A 14638-nucleotide genomic window follows, 5' to 3' on the forward strand; every position below is an offset into this window, starting at 1 on the left:
CCGTGGACCAATCGGAGTGGGACTGTCGGCTCACCGGAGCGCCGCCGACGCTCATCGGCTCGGCCGGAAACGCGGCGGCCATCCCGCTCCTGCTACGCCCTGGGAGCAGGAACCCCCGCCGCTGAGGGGTTCTCTGCGGATGCGGGCGGTTCCGCGGCGGCCGAACCCGCAGCGCTGACAGCAGCTGCCACGATCTGCGCTTGTTCACGCCTGGTGCCCAGCTTGTCGCTTCCCCACATCACCGCAGGTCCGATCAGCGCGGTCAGCGCGGCGGGAGCGACCGCGGCGGCGGGCAGGCCGGCGACGATCGCGGTACCCATGACAGCCGCCGCCGCTACGCTGCCGCCGAGCAGGACCCAGCGGTCATGCCTGTCCCCGCGCGGGGCGACCAGCTCGGTCCGTTCCGTGGGCAGGTCCGACTCCTCCAGCAGACCCATCCAGCGTCCCTGCACCGATCGATCGAGCAGCGTGGCGAGAAGGCGGGCGAGACGGGGCACAGCGTCGGGGCCGTCCCGCAGGACGTTCGACATCTCCGTCTCCACGGCCAGCTGCACCCGGGCGATGTGCGGCTGGAGCGCGGCGCGCCGCCGCTCGCGGTCCACACCGTACGCCGCGAACCACCCCAGCTGGTTGGTGTAGCGGGCGACCCGCTGGTCGAGTTCCAGCAGCGCGAGGCCGCCGGCGGCCGCCGCCGAGCAGTCGCGAAGGAGCCGGGCGAGGTGGAAGGCCGAGGTGAGCGGAAGGCTCGCTCCGAGCCTGCGCCGGTAGAGGCTGCGCGACCGGAGGAACCACAGCACGGCAGCGCTGCCCAGACCCGCGGACAGCGAGAAGAACCCCAGCGTGTGCTCCCGCGCGAACTGCGCATCGTCCGAACTGCTCGGGTGGACGGTGAGGACGAGGCCGCCCAGGGCAAGCGTTCCAGCCACCGCTGCGGGGAGGATGACGAAGATCGAGGCCCACGTCTCGAGGCCCCAGGATCGTCGGACTCCGCTGCACCAGTGCTCATTCAGCTTCGCGGGCGACGAGTGCACCGGCCCGTGGCCTGCGACGTCGGCCGGACTCGGGATGACCCGAGCCGGGACGCGGCGCGCGATCCACGCCGGAATCCACCACCCCTTCCAGACATCCGGGAGATCGAGTGCCGCCATGAGGGGGCGATGGAGGACCCCGGCCACGAACGGCGGAAACAACGCGAAGACGACCGACTCGAACCACTGCATGTCCGACAGCTACCACACCAGCCGGCAGCAACCTGACCGATCGTCACAGACAACCGACGGTGGCCCGACCCGGTAGGCCTGGTCTCCCTGAGACCGCACCAAATCTGAATCAGCCTTCGCCGGAGCCCTGTCCCTGGGGTCGCGTAGTGTCAGCCGTCCGCGGGGAGAGCGATTCAGTTGTCATCGATGGGGACGGGGTCGCCTCTGGCGGGCAGGCGGGGAAGTACGAAGTTGTAGCCCGCGGAGGCGTGGCCGCCGCCGGCGGGGCACAGGCCCTTCTGTGGACTTCCGTCGTAGAACAGGGCGCGGCATTGTACGCAGAAGCGCCACGAGTCCTGCGTGTGCGCCGCTCCGGGCACGTCGTGCGGCAGGACGAACAGGAATCCTGCCGATTCGTGACCGCCTCCGGCGGTACAGCGACCCTTGTCCTGGTCGCCGTCGTAGAACATCTCCTTACACTTGCCGCAGAAGCGCCAGGCGGTCTGGTCTGTCGGCGTCCCCTCGACGTCGTACGGGAGCGAGAAGTCGTAACCGGCCGCTGCGTGACCGCCACCTGCGGCGCACTGGCTCTTGTCCGCGTAGCCGTCGAAGAACATCGCACTGCATCTGCTGCAGAAGCGCCATTCCGTTTGCTGGGGCATGTCGCCCTCCTTGGGCGGGATCGTCTCTACATCCCCGGGTTCCACTTCGCCGGCGAGCGGAGAAACACGCCGTCATCCCCTGCGAAAGCTTCGCGCGGCCGGGGAAAGCCCGTACTCGGGCATCCCTTCCCTGCGAAGATGGCGAGACATGAACGATTTCCTCCTCCAGCCTAGGCCTGATCACTGGCGGGTGCCACGGTCAGACTGAAACAGGGAAACCGTCATGGGAGAGAGTTGAACGATCGTCAATTACTGCGCGTTACTTACTCGGCCGGGGCACACGTGGTGTCACGAGGGCGGAGGCCCGACCACCGGTTCGTGCATGAATCTGTCACTGGAGACCGTCACCAACCGTCACAGGACATCGGCGCGGCGGTGCCCATGGCTGCGCGGTCGGCGGGGTTGTCGGTGATCGTTCCTATGATCGCCGACATGCCAGATGCCTTCACCGTGCTGTGGACCCATGACGTGTGCCATGCCCTCCGCCGGACCGGCCGTGTCGGTGAGCGGCCGCCGGTCGCCTTCAGCGGCGTGCACACCTCCCTGCCCGCCTGGTCCGGCGCCCAGCCGGGTGACGAGGTGTACGCGGTGCACGTCAATCGGTGCGTGGTGCACGTGGTGAGCCGGATGCGGATCGTCGACCGGGAGCGGGGCGAGTGCTGCGGTACCGCCCCGGCCGGCTGGAACGAGCCGGCGTTCCCCGAACACGGCGACTGGTCGATGCTGGGAGCCGGCGGCTGCGGCGCCGAGCCGGTCCACGTCGAGGCCACACCCGTACGCTTCGACGTACCGATCCCCGGCGACCTGCTCGGCGAGCTGACCTGGCGCAACCGCCGAGGCCGGACCCGCGGTCTGAAGCACGTGGCGGACGGCCGCCTCGAACGCGCCATCTCCCTCCAGGGTTTCTACCGCCTCACCCCGGAGTCCGCCGACCACCTGGCGCAGCTCGTGGACAGCGCCGCAGGCTGACGGCCCAGCAAATCTCAGCGCGGAGGCCCAGCTGCGGCTCACCGTCGGCCGGGGCGCCGCCCAGCAGGGCGGTCTCTCCGGGCCGGAAGCGGTCCGGGCTCAGCCGGCGGAAGCTCGACGGACATGACCCGCGCTGAGACTGTCCCTGGCCGCCCTGGGTCAGGCACGGCAGCTGTAGTTCGTGATCTGTGGTGCGTTGCCGCTGGTCAGCGCGCGACACTCTTGGTGACCGTGGCGGTGGCCGTCGCGGTCACGGTCGCGGCGGCCGGTGCCGGCGGTGTGGTGACCGGGGAGGACCTGCTCCCGGTGCCGCATCCGCAGGCGGTGGCGAAGAGTAACACCGCGGCTCCTGCCGCGCCGCAGGCCATCCGGGTCCGCATGACCGACCACCTCCCGCAGGTCGCTCCTCCCCAGTCTGCGTCCGCCCGTCCGAGGTGTCGCACGGACGGGCGCGGTACGTGCGCTCCGAGCCCGTCGGCTCCGGCGGTTCGCTACAGTCTGCGCAGGATTCGTGTGGGGGCACGCAGCGCGACGGGGGGTCAGCCGTGTCGAACTTCAACCGCCGGGGCAGCCGCAGCAGAGCAGGCATCGGGCTGCTGCTGGCCATGCCGATGATGGTCATCGCCGGGATCTGGTTCGCCTCCGGGCACCGGAGTGAGGGCATCAGCTCGCCTACGCCGGGCCAGGAGGCGTCGCCCAGGATGGTGGCCGTCCTCGATCTCAAGGTCGGGGACTGCTTCTTCGCGCCCTCCGAAGGGGAGACGACGCAGGCCTCGTTCGGGCCAGTCACGGTGGTGTGGCGGGTCCCGTGCGGTCGACCGCACCGCGGGGAGGTCTACGCGATCGCGGAACTCCACGGCGCGACCTACCCCGGCGGGGAGTTGGAGAGCTACCGGGAGTGCGAGAAGCTGCGTCCCGGCTACGCGCTGGACGACTGGGCGATCCCTGACAACGTCATGCCCAGCCACATCGATCCGGACCGGACGGGCATGCAGAGCCCCGGCAGGTCCATTGCGATCTGCACGTTCGACATCACGGGCGGGATGACGTCGTCGCTGCGCCAGGACCGGTCCCGACTGACGCCGCAACAGCTCGCCTATCTGGACGCCGAGGCCCGTCTCCTCGTGGATGCGGCCCTCGTGCCGGCCACATTCGTGGAGCATGCCCCGGAGGCCTACCGCGCGTGGGCCGGCACCCTCCTCCAGTCGGGGACCTCGGCGGTACAGGTCCTGGACTTCTGCCCCTGGGACGGCAAGGCCCAGCAGCCGGTGGCAGACCGGGCAGGCGAGATGAGAGAGCTGCTCCAGCATCTCCGCGCGGCGCAGCAGTCGGCTGACACGGCCACACAGCAGCGTGAGGTGTCCGCCGCCCAGCATTCCATGAGCAGCAACACGAAGAAGGCCGCGGTCAGAGCCTCGCTCGGCCTCCCGAGCGTTCCTCCGACCGTCCCGGGTGCCATCACGCTCGGCTCCCCCGCTCCGACCACCGGGGCCGCGGCCTGAATCCTCCTCGAGGGTAGTGAACTGACACGGCAGGTGTAGTTCGTGATCTTGGCGGTTCGCCGGTTATGTAGTCGCGGTAGCGGTGGTCTCGTTCCAGCGGCGGTGGCAGGCCGCTGCGCGGTGCTGGTGGCGGCGGCGCCAGCACGACCAGTGCAGGACGTGGGCCAGGTCGCGGCGGGGCTCGGGCAGGACGGTGGCCCGCCGCAAGGCGAGAAGTCCAGGGCGGGTGAGCGGGATCAGCTCGGCTTCGGGCGTCGGGCCCGCGGAATGGGTGCGGGCGAGGGCGACGGCCAGCAGGGCAGCCGCGACCAGGCTGACCAGACTCCAGCGCATCCATGAGTTCCAGCAGGTCACCTGGCCTTCGTCGAGTCGTGTCAAGGACTTCGCGGCGGCGAAGTCCTCCTCGACGCGCCACCTGGCGCAGACCGTCGCCACGAGGTCGGCCAGGGCGACGGGCGTGATGGAGTGGCAGCGGTAGAAGGAGAGTTCGCGCGTGTAGCGGTGGCGGCGGACCAGCAGGCAGCCGTGCCCTTCGTCGTGGCCGGGCGGCGTGTCGTCCGGCACGATCTCGATCATTGCCCAGTCGTAGTGGCGGTCGCCCTTGGTGCCGTGGCCGGTCCGGAGCCGCTGCCAGGCTCGTCGGGGCAGTCGGGTCAGCAGTGCCGCGGCGGTGAAGGTCCCGGCCGGGGTGGCCATGCGGTGGCCTTTGGGGACGGCGATCGCGTAGTCGTAGCCCAGCTCCCGGACGGCCAGCAGCAGTTCGCGCCCACCGTAGACCTCGTCGGCGGCCACCCAGCGGGCCGGCAGCCCCGCCTCGCGGACGCGCTGAAGCATCGCGGCGGCCAGCTGCGGCTTGGTCGCGAACACCAGCTCGTCGGGCACGCCGGTCAGCTCGCGGAGCTCGTCGTCGGTCGCCCAGTCCTTCGTCAGGTACAGGGCCCGGTCCAGCAGCGCGTGCCCGAACCGGCTCGCGTAGGTCAGGTGGACGGCGACCTGGCACAGGCCGATCCCGCCCAGCGCGCCGGAGTACTGCCGCGCGGCGCCGACCGCGTCCATGGAGGACTTCTCGTCGCCGGTCTCGTCCACGACCAGCACCGCCCGGTCATCGGCGAGTTGGCGTGCCGCCCAGCGAGCCAAATGGTCCCGCACGGCGTCGTGGTCCCACACCGCGCGGGCCAGGAAGTGCTGCAGCCGGTGCGGGCCTGAGTGGCCCAGTGCTTCCGCGAGGGTCCAGCAATTCGCCCGCTCGATGCCCATCAGCAGTGCCTCGGTCATCTCGGCGAAGGTCCGCCGCGTCTCCCGGCGCGGGAAACACCCCGCCACCAGGCCCGTCACCTCCCCGAAGGCGTCCCGCCAGACCTCTTGCGCTACGGTTGCCTCCACGGCCGCCGCGTCTTGATTCGTCGTCATAAACGATCACGATCGTGGCGGCCGTTCCCATCTCTGCCGCCACCCCCCACCCCGATGACCGGCGGCGATGCGCTACACATCACGAACTACAGCTGCCGTGTCAGGGCCCGCAGTCCCGTGGCCCGACGCCGGTGCCCGACCCCGCCGTCCGCACCGGTTGAAAGAGTGAACCTCCGGACGGACCGTCAGAGCGAGTAGCCGCGAGGCCGCATCGTGGTCGACAGACCGAGTGCCGCGCGGACGGCCTGGTCGGCGTCCATGGCGGCGTGCTCGGCGTCCCGGGCATCGACCATTCGGCGGTGGATCTCCTTGGGCGTCGTCTCGGCGGCCGCGGCCTGCCAGGCGGCCGCACCCTTGCGGTGCTGGTCGAGGACGACGGCGAACGGCTGCTCGGCCCCGGTCGGGGCGCCGATGCGCTGCAGTTCGTCCAGCGTTCGCTGCTCGGCCGCCGCCATCTCCTTCGCCCACGCGGTGAGCTGGTCGTTGCGGATCGACTCCCGCGCGTCCAGGCCGTCCGCGGAGACTTCGTCGTACGGGCGGACCGCGTCCAGGTAGCGCCGTTGCCCGACGGTCAGCCGGGACGGATCCGCCCGCAACGGGCCGGCGAGCGGGGCGGACAGGCCGATGTAGAGGCAGGTTGCGAGCGGGTGCTGCGCGACGTCCTGCTCCCTCGGCGGTACGAGGGTGATGCCCACATTGGCCGGCAGGGCCCAGAAGTCGGGGTTGTAGTCCGCGAACGGTTCCCGGCACGCGGCGTGCGAGGCTGCGGACAGATCGTTGTACCGAAGTCGCTCCGGGTCGAGGGCGGCCTGAGCGACCACCTCGCCGCGGTGCGGCTCGGTACACGCCACGGGCACCACCTCGCGCAGCAGCGCCACCCCGTCCGAGTCCTCGTGACGGACCTTGGGGTCGGCGGACTTGGACGGGAACCGGACGCAGCTGCCCGGTGCGAGCGAGGCGACCGGTACCGGGTGCTCACCGTCGGCCGGCCGCGGGGCGAACGGGACCACCAGCACGGCGACCAGGCCCACGGCACCCGCGATCCCGATCCACATCCAGGCACGCGGAGCGCCTCCCGCGCTCCACCGGGAGCGAGACGGCACGTCGGACGTCAACGGCTCGACACTCTGCGGCGACCCGACCGGACCTGACACGCGCACGCCCCTTCACGGAGATCACCCGACCGTCCCGGGCGACAACGACCGCGGCACCCTACCCCCTACCCCAGTCCGCGATCACGGGTGGCCCGCCCTCTGACGCCGCCCGGACGGGCACCCACCGGTCTCGCCGGAAACGTCGAACGGCGAGCGAACGAGTATGGGAGACTCCGCCGAAATCGATCACGGGGGGTCGCGGTGGGACACGTTCTGACGTGGGTGGTTCGGTGCTGCGCGGTGGCTGCGTGGGCCGTGCTGGGCGTCGCGGTGGTGTGGGCCTGCGGGATGGGGAGCGGTGCCGTGCAGCCGCTGAGGGGCCTGCTCGTCCTCGGGTGGACCGGCGTCGGACTGCTCTGGCTGCGGGTGGCCGCCCTCTGGCTGCGCGCCGCGCTGCGCTCGAGGGCGCGGGCGCAGGCCGGCCGGGTGTCGTTGTCCAAGCAGGACGCGCGGGAGGATCTCGGGCCGAGGGCGCCGGTGCGCTTCGGCGGCAAGCTCTGGGTGTACGTGCGGCATGCCGCGGTCTGGGTCCTGATTCCGCTCGCCGCGGCAGTGCCCGGCTCGCTCCGCGCGATGGACGGCGGTGAACACGTCCGCCAGTTGAAGCAGGCCGGTGCTGCCGCCGTCACCGCGACGGTGATCGCCGCCTCCGATGTCCGGGAGGTCGAGGACGACGGCGACGTCACGGGCTACCACGCCGACCTCGTCCTCGCCATGCCGGGCGGCCCGCAGGTCACCGCGTACGGGCTCACCGTCGACGAGCCGCACCCCGGCAGCCAGGTCCTGGCGCTGTGGGCGCCGTCCGCCCCCCAGCTCGGAGCCGTCGTCAACGACACGAAGGACCTCCCCGGCTTCGTGCGGACCGGCTGGACCTGGCACAGCGAGGACAGCGAGGGAAGCTTCCTGTTCGTCTTCTTCGCACTCCTCGTCGGTATCGCCCTCGTACCGCTGTCGGTGTCGACCGGCGCCGCCGACCTCCACGACCTGGCATGGCGGCCGCTCGCACAGACCGTCAACGCCGCCGTACTCACCGCGCTCTACCTTTTGGTCCGTCCGTTCCTGACGGTGCACGGCGTCGACTCCAACAGCGCGGGCGCCGTCACCCTCGGGTTCGGGCTCGTGCTGCTGGTCCTCTACCTCGGCCAGTCGCTACGGGCGGGAAGCGTCACCTGAGCGCGGCGTCCAACCATCCCGGGCCGGTGGGTGCCGGGGGCGGTCAGGGAGTTGCGGGGCGGTAGACGGTGATGCTGTCCACCGCCAGGTCGACGGGGACTTTGCCGGGTGGGGCGTGGTGGTAACGCCCGTTGTTCACCGAGAGGCTGAGGACCGGGAAGGCGGCAAAGTCCTCTCCCACGCCCCGATGGTCCTGGTACGCGATCTCGAGCCGGTCCTGGGCGGAGCCGACGTACCAGACGGTGTTGCTCGCGCCGAACCGGGCGCCGACGTAGATCCAGGCCCCGGGCCGGACGGCGTCCGAGGTGTAGGTGCCGCTTCCGCCCCGGACGTGGTTGACGAACTCCGCGACGCCGGGGCGGTCCCCGTGCCACTCGAAGACGTCGATCTCGTTGCGTCCGTCCCGCCAGGTCCACAGGGCCGGCCAGGCTCCCGAGTCGGCTGCGGGCAGGCGGATGCGGGCCAGCAGGATGTCGCCGGTCCGGATCTGGGCGCCGCTGCCGCCCGAGCCGCAGGAGTCGCCGGTGGTGACGAGTCCGGTGTCCCACCGGCCGTCGGCGGCGGGCCGGGCAGTGATCACGAGGGTGCCGTTGTCGACCCTGAGGGCGTCCGGTGTCAGGTGGTCGAGCTTGAAGTCCCCTGGATTGTCGGTGCAGTTGCCGCTGTAGGCGCCGGTCTTCCAGCCCCAGGTCCCGCCGCCTCCCACGCTCACGCGGTCGAAGGTGTCCCGGAAGACCGGCTGCGCCTTCCCGTAGGGCGCAGGGGTGGACAAGTCGGAGGAAGCGTCCGGTAGTCGAGGCCCGAGCATGCCCATCAGGCCCAGCACGAGCGAGAGTATGAACGACAGCCACTGCACGGGGCATCCCATCGACGCGAGTTCCATCCGGGTGGGAAACACCCGACATGCAGCGAGCCTGCCCGTCGCCCGCCCTCCGGGTGGGGCGAATGCACGACCGGTCACTCGTTCGGAGGCTGCGCGTGCCTGCCGACGAGTGAAGCGGGGACACCTGCCTCCCATCGGCACGGGCGCACTGCGTCGCCACCGGGGGCCGGAGGCCGCTGCCGCCGGGCTCCGGCCGCGTCCTCGACGGGATGGCGTCGAGGTCCTGAACGGCTTCGGGCTCGCGCCCTGCCGGCCACCTACCGGCGAGGCGGGTTCGGAACCGGCCGTGAGAGGCAGGGCGTTGGCACCGATCCACCGACCACCCGCCGTCGGGGTGCCTGCTAGCATGCGGCGCCGCCTGCTCCGCATACGGCGGAGCCGCGGCTCACCTGCAGCTCTCCGGGGGTCCCATGAATCGTCGCGTCGGCCTGGCAACTGTGCTCACTGCCGCCGTTCTCCTGCTCCTGCCCGGGTCGGCGTCGGCCGCCGGCAACGGGTCGACCAGCAAGACGATGAGCGGGGTCCCCTCGTCGCTGCCGGTCGGCGGGAGCTTCACGGTGACGATGACCGTCCGGTCGACCTCGCAGTACCGGATCAACGTGATGGGCTTCTACCTGAGCATGTGGAACACGGCACAGGAGAGCACGAAGCAGGACACCGGCATCAGCGTGCTGTGGAACGACCCGGCGACGGGTGGATGGCGAGCGTCCGACCATGCCGACGCCACCGGAGGCTGGGCCCTCTACGAGCGGGAGCGGGTCCTGTTCATCGAGCCGCACGGTTCGATGACCGTCCAGGCGAAGGTCACCCTCGGGCCGGACGCGGCCCGCGGCACCATGCACCTGATGGGTACCGGTCTGACCAGTTATGCGCTGATGACGCCCTCGGGCGAGTACGTCAGCGGGGTGCTCGACAACCTGGGAACTCCGCCCCAGACCACGTTCCGCTACGGCAGTTCTGCCCCTGCTCCCACCCCGGCGGCGACGAGCCGTTCGGCCGAGCCGAAGCCCACGCCCACGCACTCGGCCACGCGCTCGGCCACCTCGGGAGCCGCCGACGCGTCCGCGACGCCCCAGGCCGAGACCCCGAGCAGCGCGGCAGTCGGCGCCTCAGCGGAGCCGACGCCGAGCGCGAGCCCGTCGGTGACCGTCTCGGCCTCGGACTCGCCTTCGCCAGTGGCATCCACGGTGCCGGTAGCGTCCTCCCGTGGGACGGGCGGGTCGCGGTGGCTGCTGCTGGGAGGGCTTGTGGCGCTGGTCGCGGCGGGCGGCGCGATAGTCGCGCTGCTGGTGCACCGGGCACGACAGAACAGGGACGGCGCGGCCGGGACTGAGTGAGCCGCAGTCACGGGTCACCGTGCCGGCTCACCGGTCTCACCCTGGGCCGCCGCCCGCTGCGGCCCGCTGCCGCCCGCCGAACCGCGCGGACGCAATCGCCAGGGCCAGTGCCACCACCCGGTGTTCACCGGACCGCCCTACCCTGCCGGGATGACCGGGGGAAGCGAACGCGCGGACGAGGAACTGCTGGCCGTCGCGGAGGCGACGCTGCCGGGGCAGCGATGGCACGAGGCGCACCTCCTGCGCGGCTCCTCCCACGACGAGCTGCGACTGCCGGGGGCCGCCGTGCTCCGAGTGGCGCGCACGCCCGCCGCCGCCACGGCGCTGCCACGCCGGACGGAGCTGCTGCGCCGCCTGGCGCGGCTGGGCCTACCGTTCGAGGTCCCGGAACCGCTGTCCGAGGTGGTGACCGTCCACGGACGCGGCGCAGTCGCCCTGAGCTGGATGTACGGGCGCTTCACTGCCCCGCGCATCGTGCACTCGGACCTCGTTCTTGCCGGGACGCAGCAGCTCTCATCGCTGCTCGGCGCCTTGCGCGAGGTCGACTGCGGTCCGCTGGCGGACGTTCTCGGTGTTCCGCACGAGGGCGTCGGCGGCGACGGCTGGGCCGAACTGATGCTCGGTGAGGTGGTTCCGCGGCTGCCACGGGCCGGACGTCGCGAGGCGCGTCGACGCATCACGAAGGCGCGGGACCTGCCCGTACCGCGGCCCTCCCTGGTGCATGGCGCGCTGGACGCGTCCAACCTGCTCTGGGACGGGTCGAGGCGGTTGGTCGGCGTGCTGGGCTGGGATGCGGCCCAGCTCTTCGACCCCGCACTCGACGCAGCCTGGCTGCTCTCGCAGAAGTGGGGTGTCGGCCGCGTCGACATCGACCGGGAGCTGATGCGCCGGACCAGGATCCGGGCGCTCACCCTGGGCTTCGAGCCGATGGCCCGCGCGATCCTCGACCAGGAGACCGAGTGGCAGCTGGAACGCCGGGTCGCCCGGACGGTCGAGTGGCTGGAGCAGACCACCGGCTACTGGAGCCGCGAGGCGCTGCGCGCCAAACCGTTCCGGGCCACCGATCAGTCGTAGCCGACGGCCGGAACGCAGCCACGGACGGCTCGGGGCTCGGTGGCGCGCGGTCCGGGCGGCCGCCGGGTCGGCGACCGCCCGGACCGGGGGTCAGGACTGCGTACCGGTGCGGCGGCGCAGGCCGAACACGCCGAGGGCGGTGCCGGCGATGCCGACCACGATGCCGATCACGCCGATGATGCGCGCGGTGGGATCGTTCGACGCGGCCGAACCACTCGCGGGCGGCGCGGCGTGGGCGGCGGCGCCGGGCGCGGCGGACGATCCGTGGCCGTCGCCGTCGGTGGCGGCCTTGGTAAGGGTCAGCGCCGGAGCCGGGTGCTGGGGCTCGGGCTGGCCCTCCTTGCTGTCCTCGATCCAGCGGACCACGTTGCCGTCGTCATAGGTCTGCAGGGCCTTGAAGACGAGCTTGTCGGTGTCGGTGGGCAGCGGGCCTAGAGCGACGGTGAAGTCCTGGAACTGGCCGGGTGCGGTCTTCGCACCGGCGTCGGCGGTCCAGGTGATCTTGGTGACGGCCTCGGTGATCTCGTCGCCGTCGTCGGTCTTGATCGGCGCGGCGAGCTTGGTCTTCTCCGTGGTCGCGGTCCAGCCGGGCAGCGGTCGGGTGGCGACCGAGGCGACCGGGTGGTCGGCGGGCAGGTTGACCTCCAGCTTGGTGGTGGAGGCGGTGTCGCTCTCGTCGGGTACGCGGAAGGACACCGCGGTGTAGTCGCCCTGGGCGGCGGTGCCGGGCTGCACGGTGACATGGGCGAACGCCGGCACGGCCGTTGCCAGGACGACGGAACCGGCGAGCAGGGCCGCGGCCGTGAGACGGCGGGAAGTGATCGAACGCATGGAGCGTGGGTCTCCGTCCGGGAGATCGGCACGACGCGGCTCCGCACGGCGGCCCTCGGGCCGCCGCGGTGCGCGACGTGCGGGATGGGGTGTACGGGGGTGCACGACGGCCGGGCGGCCGTTCCACGGCCGTGCCCGGCGGCGGGGTCGCGCAGCCCACCGACGGCGAGGACACGGTCCCCGCCGGGCGGCTACGCGTACACGCCCCCGGGCGGGCCCCGGCGGACCAGGGTGTGGTCCAGCAGCAGCGGCCGGATGCGGTGCGTACGGGCGCGGGGAGGGCGCCGGGTGCGTGCGGGCCCGGCGAGCGGGGCGGAGCTGCGGCCGGTGAGTCGGTCGAGGGTGTCGGCGATCCGGGCCCGCCAGTGGCGCGCCGTGGCGCGGACGGTGCGGGCGAGGCCGAGGAGCCGCCACAGTGCGGTGTCGACGCGGTGCAGCAGCCAGCCGGTGGCGAGCGCGGCCGCGGCGTGGCCGGCCAGCATGCCGGGCGACAGCCCGAGGAGAGTGGTGTGGGCGGCGGCGTGGGCCCCGCCCGGGGACGGGAGGTGAGCGCCGTGCACGTGCCCGGCCGCGCCCTGCATCCCGGGCATGCCATCCATCCCCGCCATACCGTCCATGGCCGGAGTCACGGGCCGGACCGCGGGAGGCGCGAGGAGCGCGTGGCCGGCGACGAAGAACAGGTGGAGGCCGAGCTGACTCATCAGCATCGCGGTGGCGACGGCGAGCAGGGTGCGCTCGCGGCCCGTACCCGCTGCGGCGGCGGCCCAGGCCAGCAGCCAGCCGCAGAGGATCCGGCCCGGGCCGAGCGGGCCGCCGGCGGCCGCGTGGGCGGCCGAGGCCAGTGTCACGCTCGCGGTGGCGAACGCCGCCGCCCGCACCAGCCGCACGTCGGTCGCGGCCGCGCGGGACGGCTGGGGTGCGGCGGTCACGGACATGGCCGACCCATCATGGCAGCGGCTCGCCCACCACCGGGCCGGCGAAGGGTAAAGCTTGCCCCTCCCCCCAGTGGTCCCCGCCCTGACGGAATCGGTGAGCGCAGTGTCGTGCACCCGTGTTTCCGCTCGGAGGAGGAACCGGCGCGGTGGGCCGAAACCGCTCAGGGACGAAGCCTGCGTGCTTCCGTCCTGCTGATGCCGGCGTCCGCGCGGCTGGGAGCACCGCGGTGCCCCGCTGTCCTTCCGCGCTCCGGGTACCCGGCTACGCGAGCGACCTCTCGGCGGCCGCGGTCGAGGCGGCGACCAGGTGGTGCCGGCGGTTGGGCAGGCCGAAGGTCGGGTGCGAGGTGGTCCACAGCGACGCCTTGAGGATGCCGGCCTTGACCCGGGCGGCTGTTCGGCCACCCACACACCGTGTCGCCTGCCCTTCGCCGTCGACCATCTGCAGGATCCCGTCCCGCCGCCCGAGGCTGATGTGGTTGCCCAGGTACTGCAGTTTGGTGGTCGCGATCCTGCGGTCCGTCAGGCGTCCCACGATCGCTGCCGCGGCCTGCATGCCGGTGAATCCGGCCGTGGCGCAGGACATCGGCAGCAGGCGGCCGTTGTCGCCGATGGCGTAGGCGCTGTCGCCGGCGGCGTAGACGTTCGGGTGCGAGACGGACCGCATGGTGCGGTCGACGACGATCCGACCGTTCCCGGTGACCTCCAGCCCTCCGGCGGCGGCGATGGGGCTGACGGCGAATCCGGCGGCCCAGACGGTTGCGTCGGAGCTGACGGCGGTGCCGTCGGCGCACAGTGCCCGGGTCGCTTCGACGGCTTCGACGCGGGTGTGCTCCAGGACGGTGATGCCCAGCCGGTCGCAGGCCCGGCGCAGGTGGCTGCGGGCGGCTGCGGAGAGCGGGGCGCCCAGCTCGGCGCGGGCGATCAGTGTCACCGACAGGCCGGGCCGGGATTCGGCGATCTCGGTGGCGGTCTCGATGCCGGTCAGCCCGTCGCCGACGACCAGCACCTCTCCGCCGCCCCGCCTGCCCAGGCTGTCCAGGCGCTCGCGCAGGCGCAGCGCGGAGGGCCGGCTCGCGATGTCGAACGCATGCTCGGCCACGCCGGGGACGCCGTGGTCGGCGCCGTGGCTGCCGAGTGCGTAGAGGAGCGTGTCGTAGCCGAGTTCGCCGTCGCGTCCGTCGGCATCGGCCACGGCGACGACCTGGCGTTCGGGGTCGACGGCGGTGACCCGGGCGAGGCGCAGCCGTATCCCGGTGCCGGCGAAGACGTCGGCGAGCTTCGGGGCGGTGATCTCCTCGCCGGCTGCGAGCTGGTGCAGCCGCAGCCGTTGGACGAAGTCCGGCGCGGCGTTGACCACGGTGATCTCGGTGTCCGCCGGGGACAGGCGGCGGGCCAGGTTCCCGGCCGTGTACGTCCCGGCGTAGCCGGCGCCGAGGACGACGATGCGGTGCTTCATCTGGTGCTCCTGTCGGTGGTGAGGTGAGGAAGCCCGTCGGTGCGGTGTGC

13 protein-coding genes are annotated in these 14638 nt (G+C 72.3%); 5 read left to right on the forward strand and 8 right to left on the reverse strand.

Going from position 1 to position 14638, the window contains the following annotated elements:
- Positions 1-92: 92 nt before the first annotated feature.
- Both FHR36_RS20395 and FHR36_RS20400 read right to left on the reverse strand, forming a co-directional pair.
- On the reverse strand, positions 93-1220 hold the full coding sequence (locus tag FHR36_RS20395) for a hypothetical protein (RefSeq protein WP_253799586.1): 1128 nt from the start codon (positions 1218-1220) through the stop codon (positions 93-95).
- Between the two features lie 173 nt (positions 1221-1393).
- The gene (locus FHR36_RS20400) at positions 1394-1861 is read right to left on the reverse strand and encodes a hypothetical protein (RefSeq protein WP_253799587.1); all 468 of its coding nucleotides are present in this window, start codon (positions 1859-1861) and stop codon (positions 1394-1396) included.
- A gap of 432 nt (positions 1862-2293) precedes the next feature.
- Between FHR36_RS20400 and FHR36_RS20405 the strand changes: the two genes are divergently transcribed.
- Complete coding sequence (locus tag FHR36_RS20405; RefSeq protein ID WP_253799588.1) at positions 2294-2830, forward strand: hypothetical protein; 537 nt, start codon at positions 2294-2296, stop codon at positions 2828-2830.
- Between the two features lie 545 nt (positions 2831-3375).
- Entirely contained in the window at positions 3376-4332 is a 957-nt protein-coding gene (locus FHR36_RS20410; protein ID WP_253799589.1) for a hypothetical protein, read from the forward strand.
- Between the two features lie 63 nt (positions 4333-4395).
- On the opposite strand, the gene FHR36_RS20415 is transcribed toward FHR36_RS20410, so the two are convergent.
- Positions 4396-5742 (reverse strand): IS701 family transposase, encoded by a 1347-nt coding sequence (locus tag FHR36_RS20415; RefSeq protein WP_253799590.1) that lies wholly within the window; start codon positions 5740-5742, stop codon positions 4396-4398.
- 185 nt (positions 5743-5927) lie between these two features.
- The gene (locus tag FHR36_RS20420) at positions 5928-6797 is read right to left on the reverse strand and encodes a hypothetical protein (protein ID WP_253799591.1); all 870 of its coding nucleotides are present in this window, start codon (positions 6795-6797) and stop codon (positions 5928-5930) included.
- A 402-nt stretch (positions 6798-7199) separates the two neighbouring features.
- Between FHR36_RS20420 and FHR36_RS20425 the strand changes: the two genes are divergently transcribed.
- A complete protein-coding gene (locus FHR36_RS20425) occupies positions 7200-8069 on the forward strand; it encodes a hypothetical protein (RefSeq protein ID WP_253799592.1) in 870 nt (289 codons plus the stop codon).
- Positions 8070-8112: 43 nt separating this feature from the next.
- On the opposite strand, the gene FHR36_RS20430 is transcribed toward FHR36_RS20425, so the two are convergent.
- Entirely contained in the window at positions 8113-8841 is a 729-nt protein-coding gene (locus FHR36_RS20430) for a LamG domain-containing protein (RefSeq protein ID WP_253799593.1), read from the reverse strand.
- A 521-nt stretch (positions 8842-9362) separates the two neighbouring features.
- Here FHR36_RS20430 and FHR36_RS20435 point away from each other — a divergent pair.
- Both FHR36_RS20435 and FHR36_RS20440 read left to right on the forward strand, forming a co-directional pair.
- Complete coding sequence (locus tag FHR36_RS20435) at positions 9363-10289, forward strand: hypothetical protein (protein WP_253799594.1); 927 nt, start codon at positions 9363-9365, stop codon at positions 10287-10289.
- A 150-nt stretch (positions 10290-10439) separates the two neighbouring features.
- Positions 10440-11363 carry a phosphotransferase gene (locus tag FHR36_RS20440; protein ID WP_253799595.1) on the forward strand — a complete coding sequence of 308 codons (924 nt, stop codon included), beginning with the start codon at positions 10440-10442 and terminating at the stop codon, positions 11361-11363.
- A gap of 90 nt (positions 11364-11453) precedes the next feature.
- On the opposite strand, the gene FHR36_RS20445 is transcribed toward FHR36_RS20440, so the two are convergent.
- The 3 genes from FHR36_RS20445 to FHR36_RS20455 form a co-directional block, all read right to left on the reverse strand.
- On the reverse strand, positions 11454-12194 hold the full coding sequence (locus FHR36_RS20445) for a YcnI family copper-binding membrane protein (protein WP_253799596.1): 741 nt from the start codon (positions 12192-12194) through the stop codon (positions 11454-11456).
- Positions 12195-12385: 191 nt separating this feature from the next.
- On the reverse strand, positions 12386-13129 hold the full coding sequence (locus FHR36_RS20450) for a hypothetical protein (protein ID WP_253799597.1): 744 nt from the start codon (positions 13127-13129) through the stop codon (positions 12386-12388).
- A 262-nt stretch (positions 13130-13391) separates the two neighbouring features.
- On the reverse strand, positions 13392-14588 hold the full coding sequence (locus FHR36_RS20455; protein ID WP_253799598.1) for an NAD(P)/FAD-dependent oxidoreductase: 1197 nt from the start codon (positions 14586-14588) through the stop codon (positions 13392-13394).
- Positions 14589-14638: the final 50 nt, after the last annotated feature.

Source organism: Kitasatospora cinereorecta (genome assembly GCF_024172095.1).
Taxonomy (GTDB): Bacteria; Actinomycetota; Actinomycetes; order Streptomycetales; family Streptomycetaceae; genus Kitasatospora; species Kitasatospora cinereorecta.

Bases quoted from the DNA above. Each gene is read 5' to 3' on its own strand.
- FHR36_RS20455 (WP_253799598.1), bottom strand. From the start codon at position 14,588: ATGAAGCACCGCATCGTCGTCCTCGGCGCCGGCTACGCCGGGACGTAC.
- FHR36_RS20420 (WP_253799591.1), bottom strand. From the start codon at position 6,797: ATGTGGATCGGGATCGCGGGTGCCGTGGGCCTGGTCGCCGTGCTGGTG.
- FHR36_RS20435 (WP_253799594.1), top strand. From the start codon at position 9,363: ATGAATCGTCGCGTCGGCCTGGCAACTGTGCTCACTGCCGCCGTTCTC.
- FHR36_RS20450 (WP_253799597.1), bottom strand. From the start codon at position 13,129: ATGTCCGTGACCGCCGCACCCCAGCCGTCCCGCGCGGCCGCGACCGAC.
- FHR36_RS20400 (WP_253799587.1), bottom strand. From the start codon at position 1,861: ATGCCCCAGCAAACGGAATGGCGCTTCTGCAGCAGATGCAGTGCGATG.
- FHR36_RS20405 (WP_253799588.1), top strand. From the start codon at position 2,294: ATGCCAGATGCCTTCACCGTGCTGTGGACCCATGACGTGTGCCATGCC.
- FHR36_RS20440 (WP_253799595.1), top strand. From the start codon at position 10,440: ATGACCGGGGGAAGCGAACGCGCGGACGAGGAACTGCTGGCCGTCGCG.
- FHR36_RS20395 (WP_253799586.1), bottom strand. From the start codon at position 1,220: ATGCAGTGGTTCGAGTCGGTCGTCTTCGCGTTGTTTCCGCCGTTCGTG.
- FHR36_RS20415 (WP_253799590.1), bottom strand. From the start codon at position 5,742: ATGACGACGAATCAAGACGCGGCGGCCGTGGAGGCAACCGTAGCGCAA.
- FHR36_RS20445 (WP_253799596.1), bottom strand. From the start codon at position 12,194: ATGCGTTCGATCACTTCCCGCCGTCTCACGGCCGCGGCCCTGCTCGCC.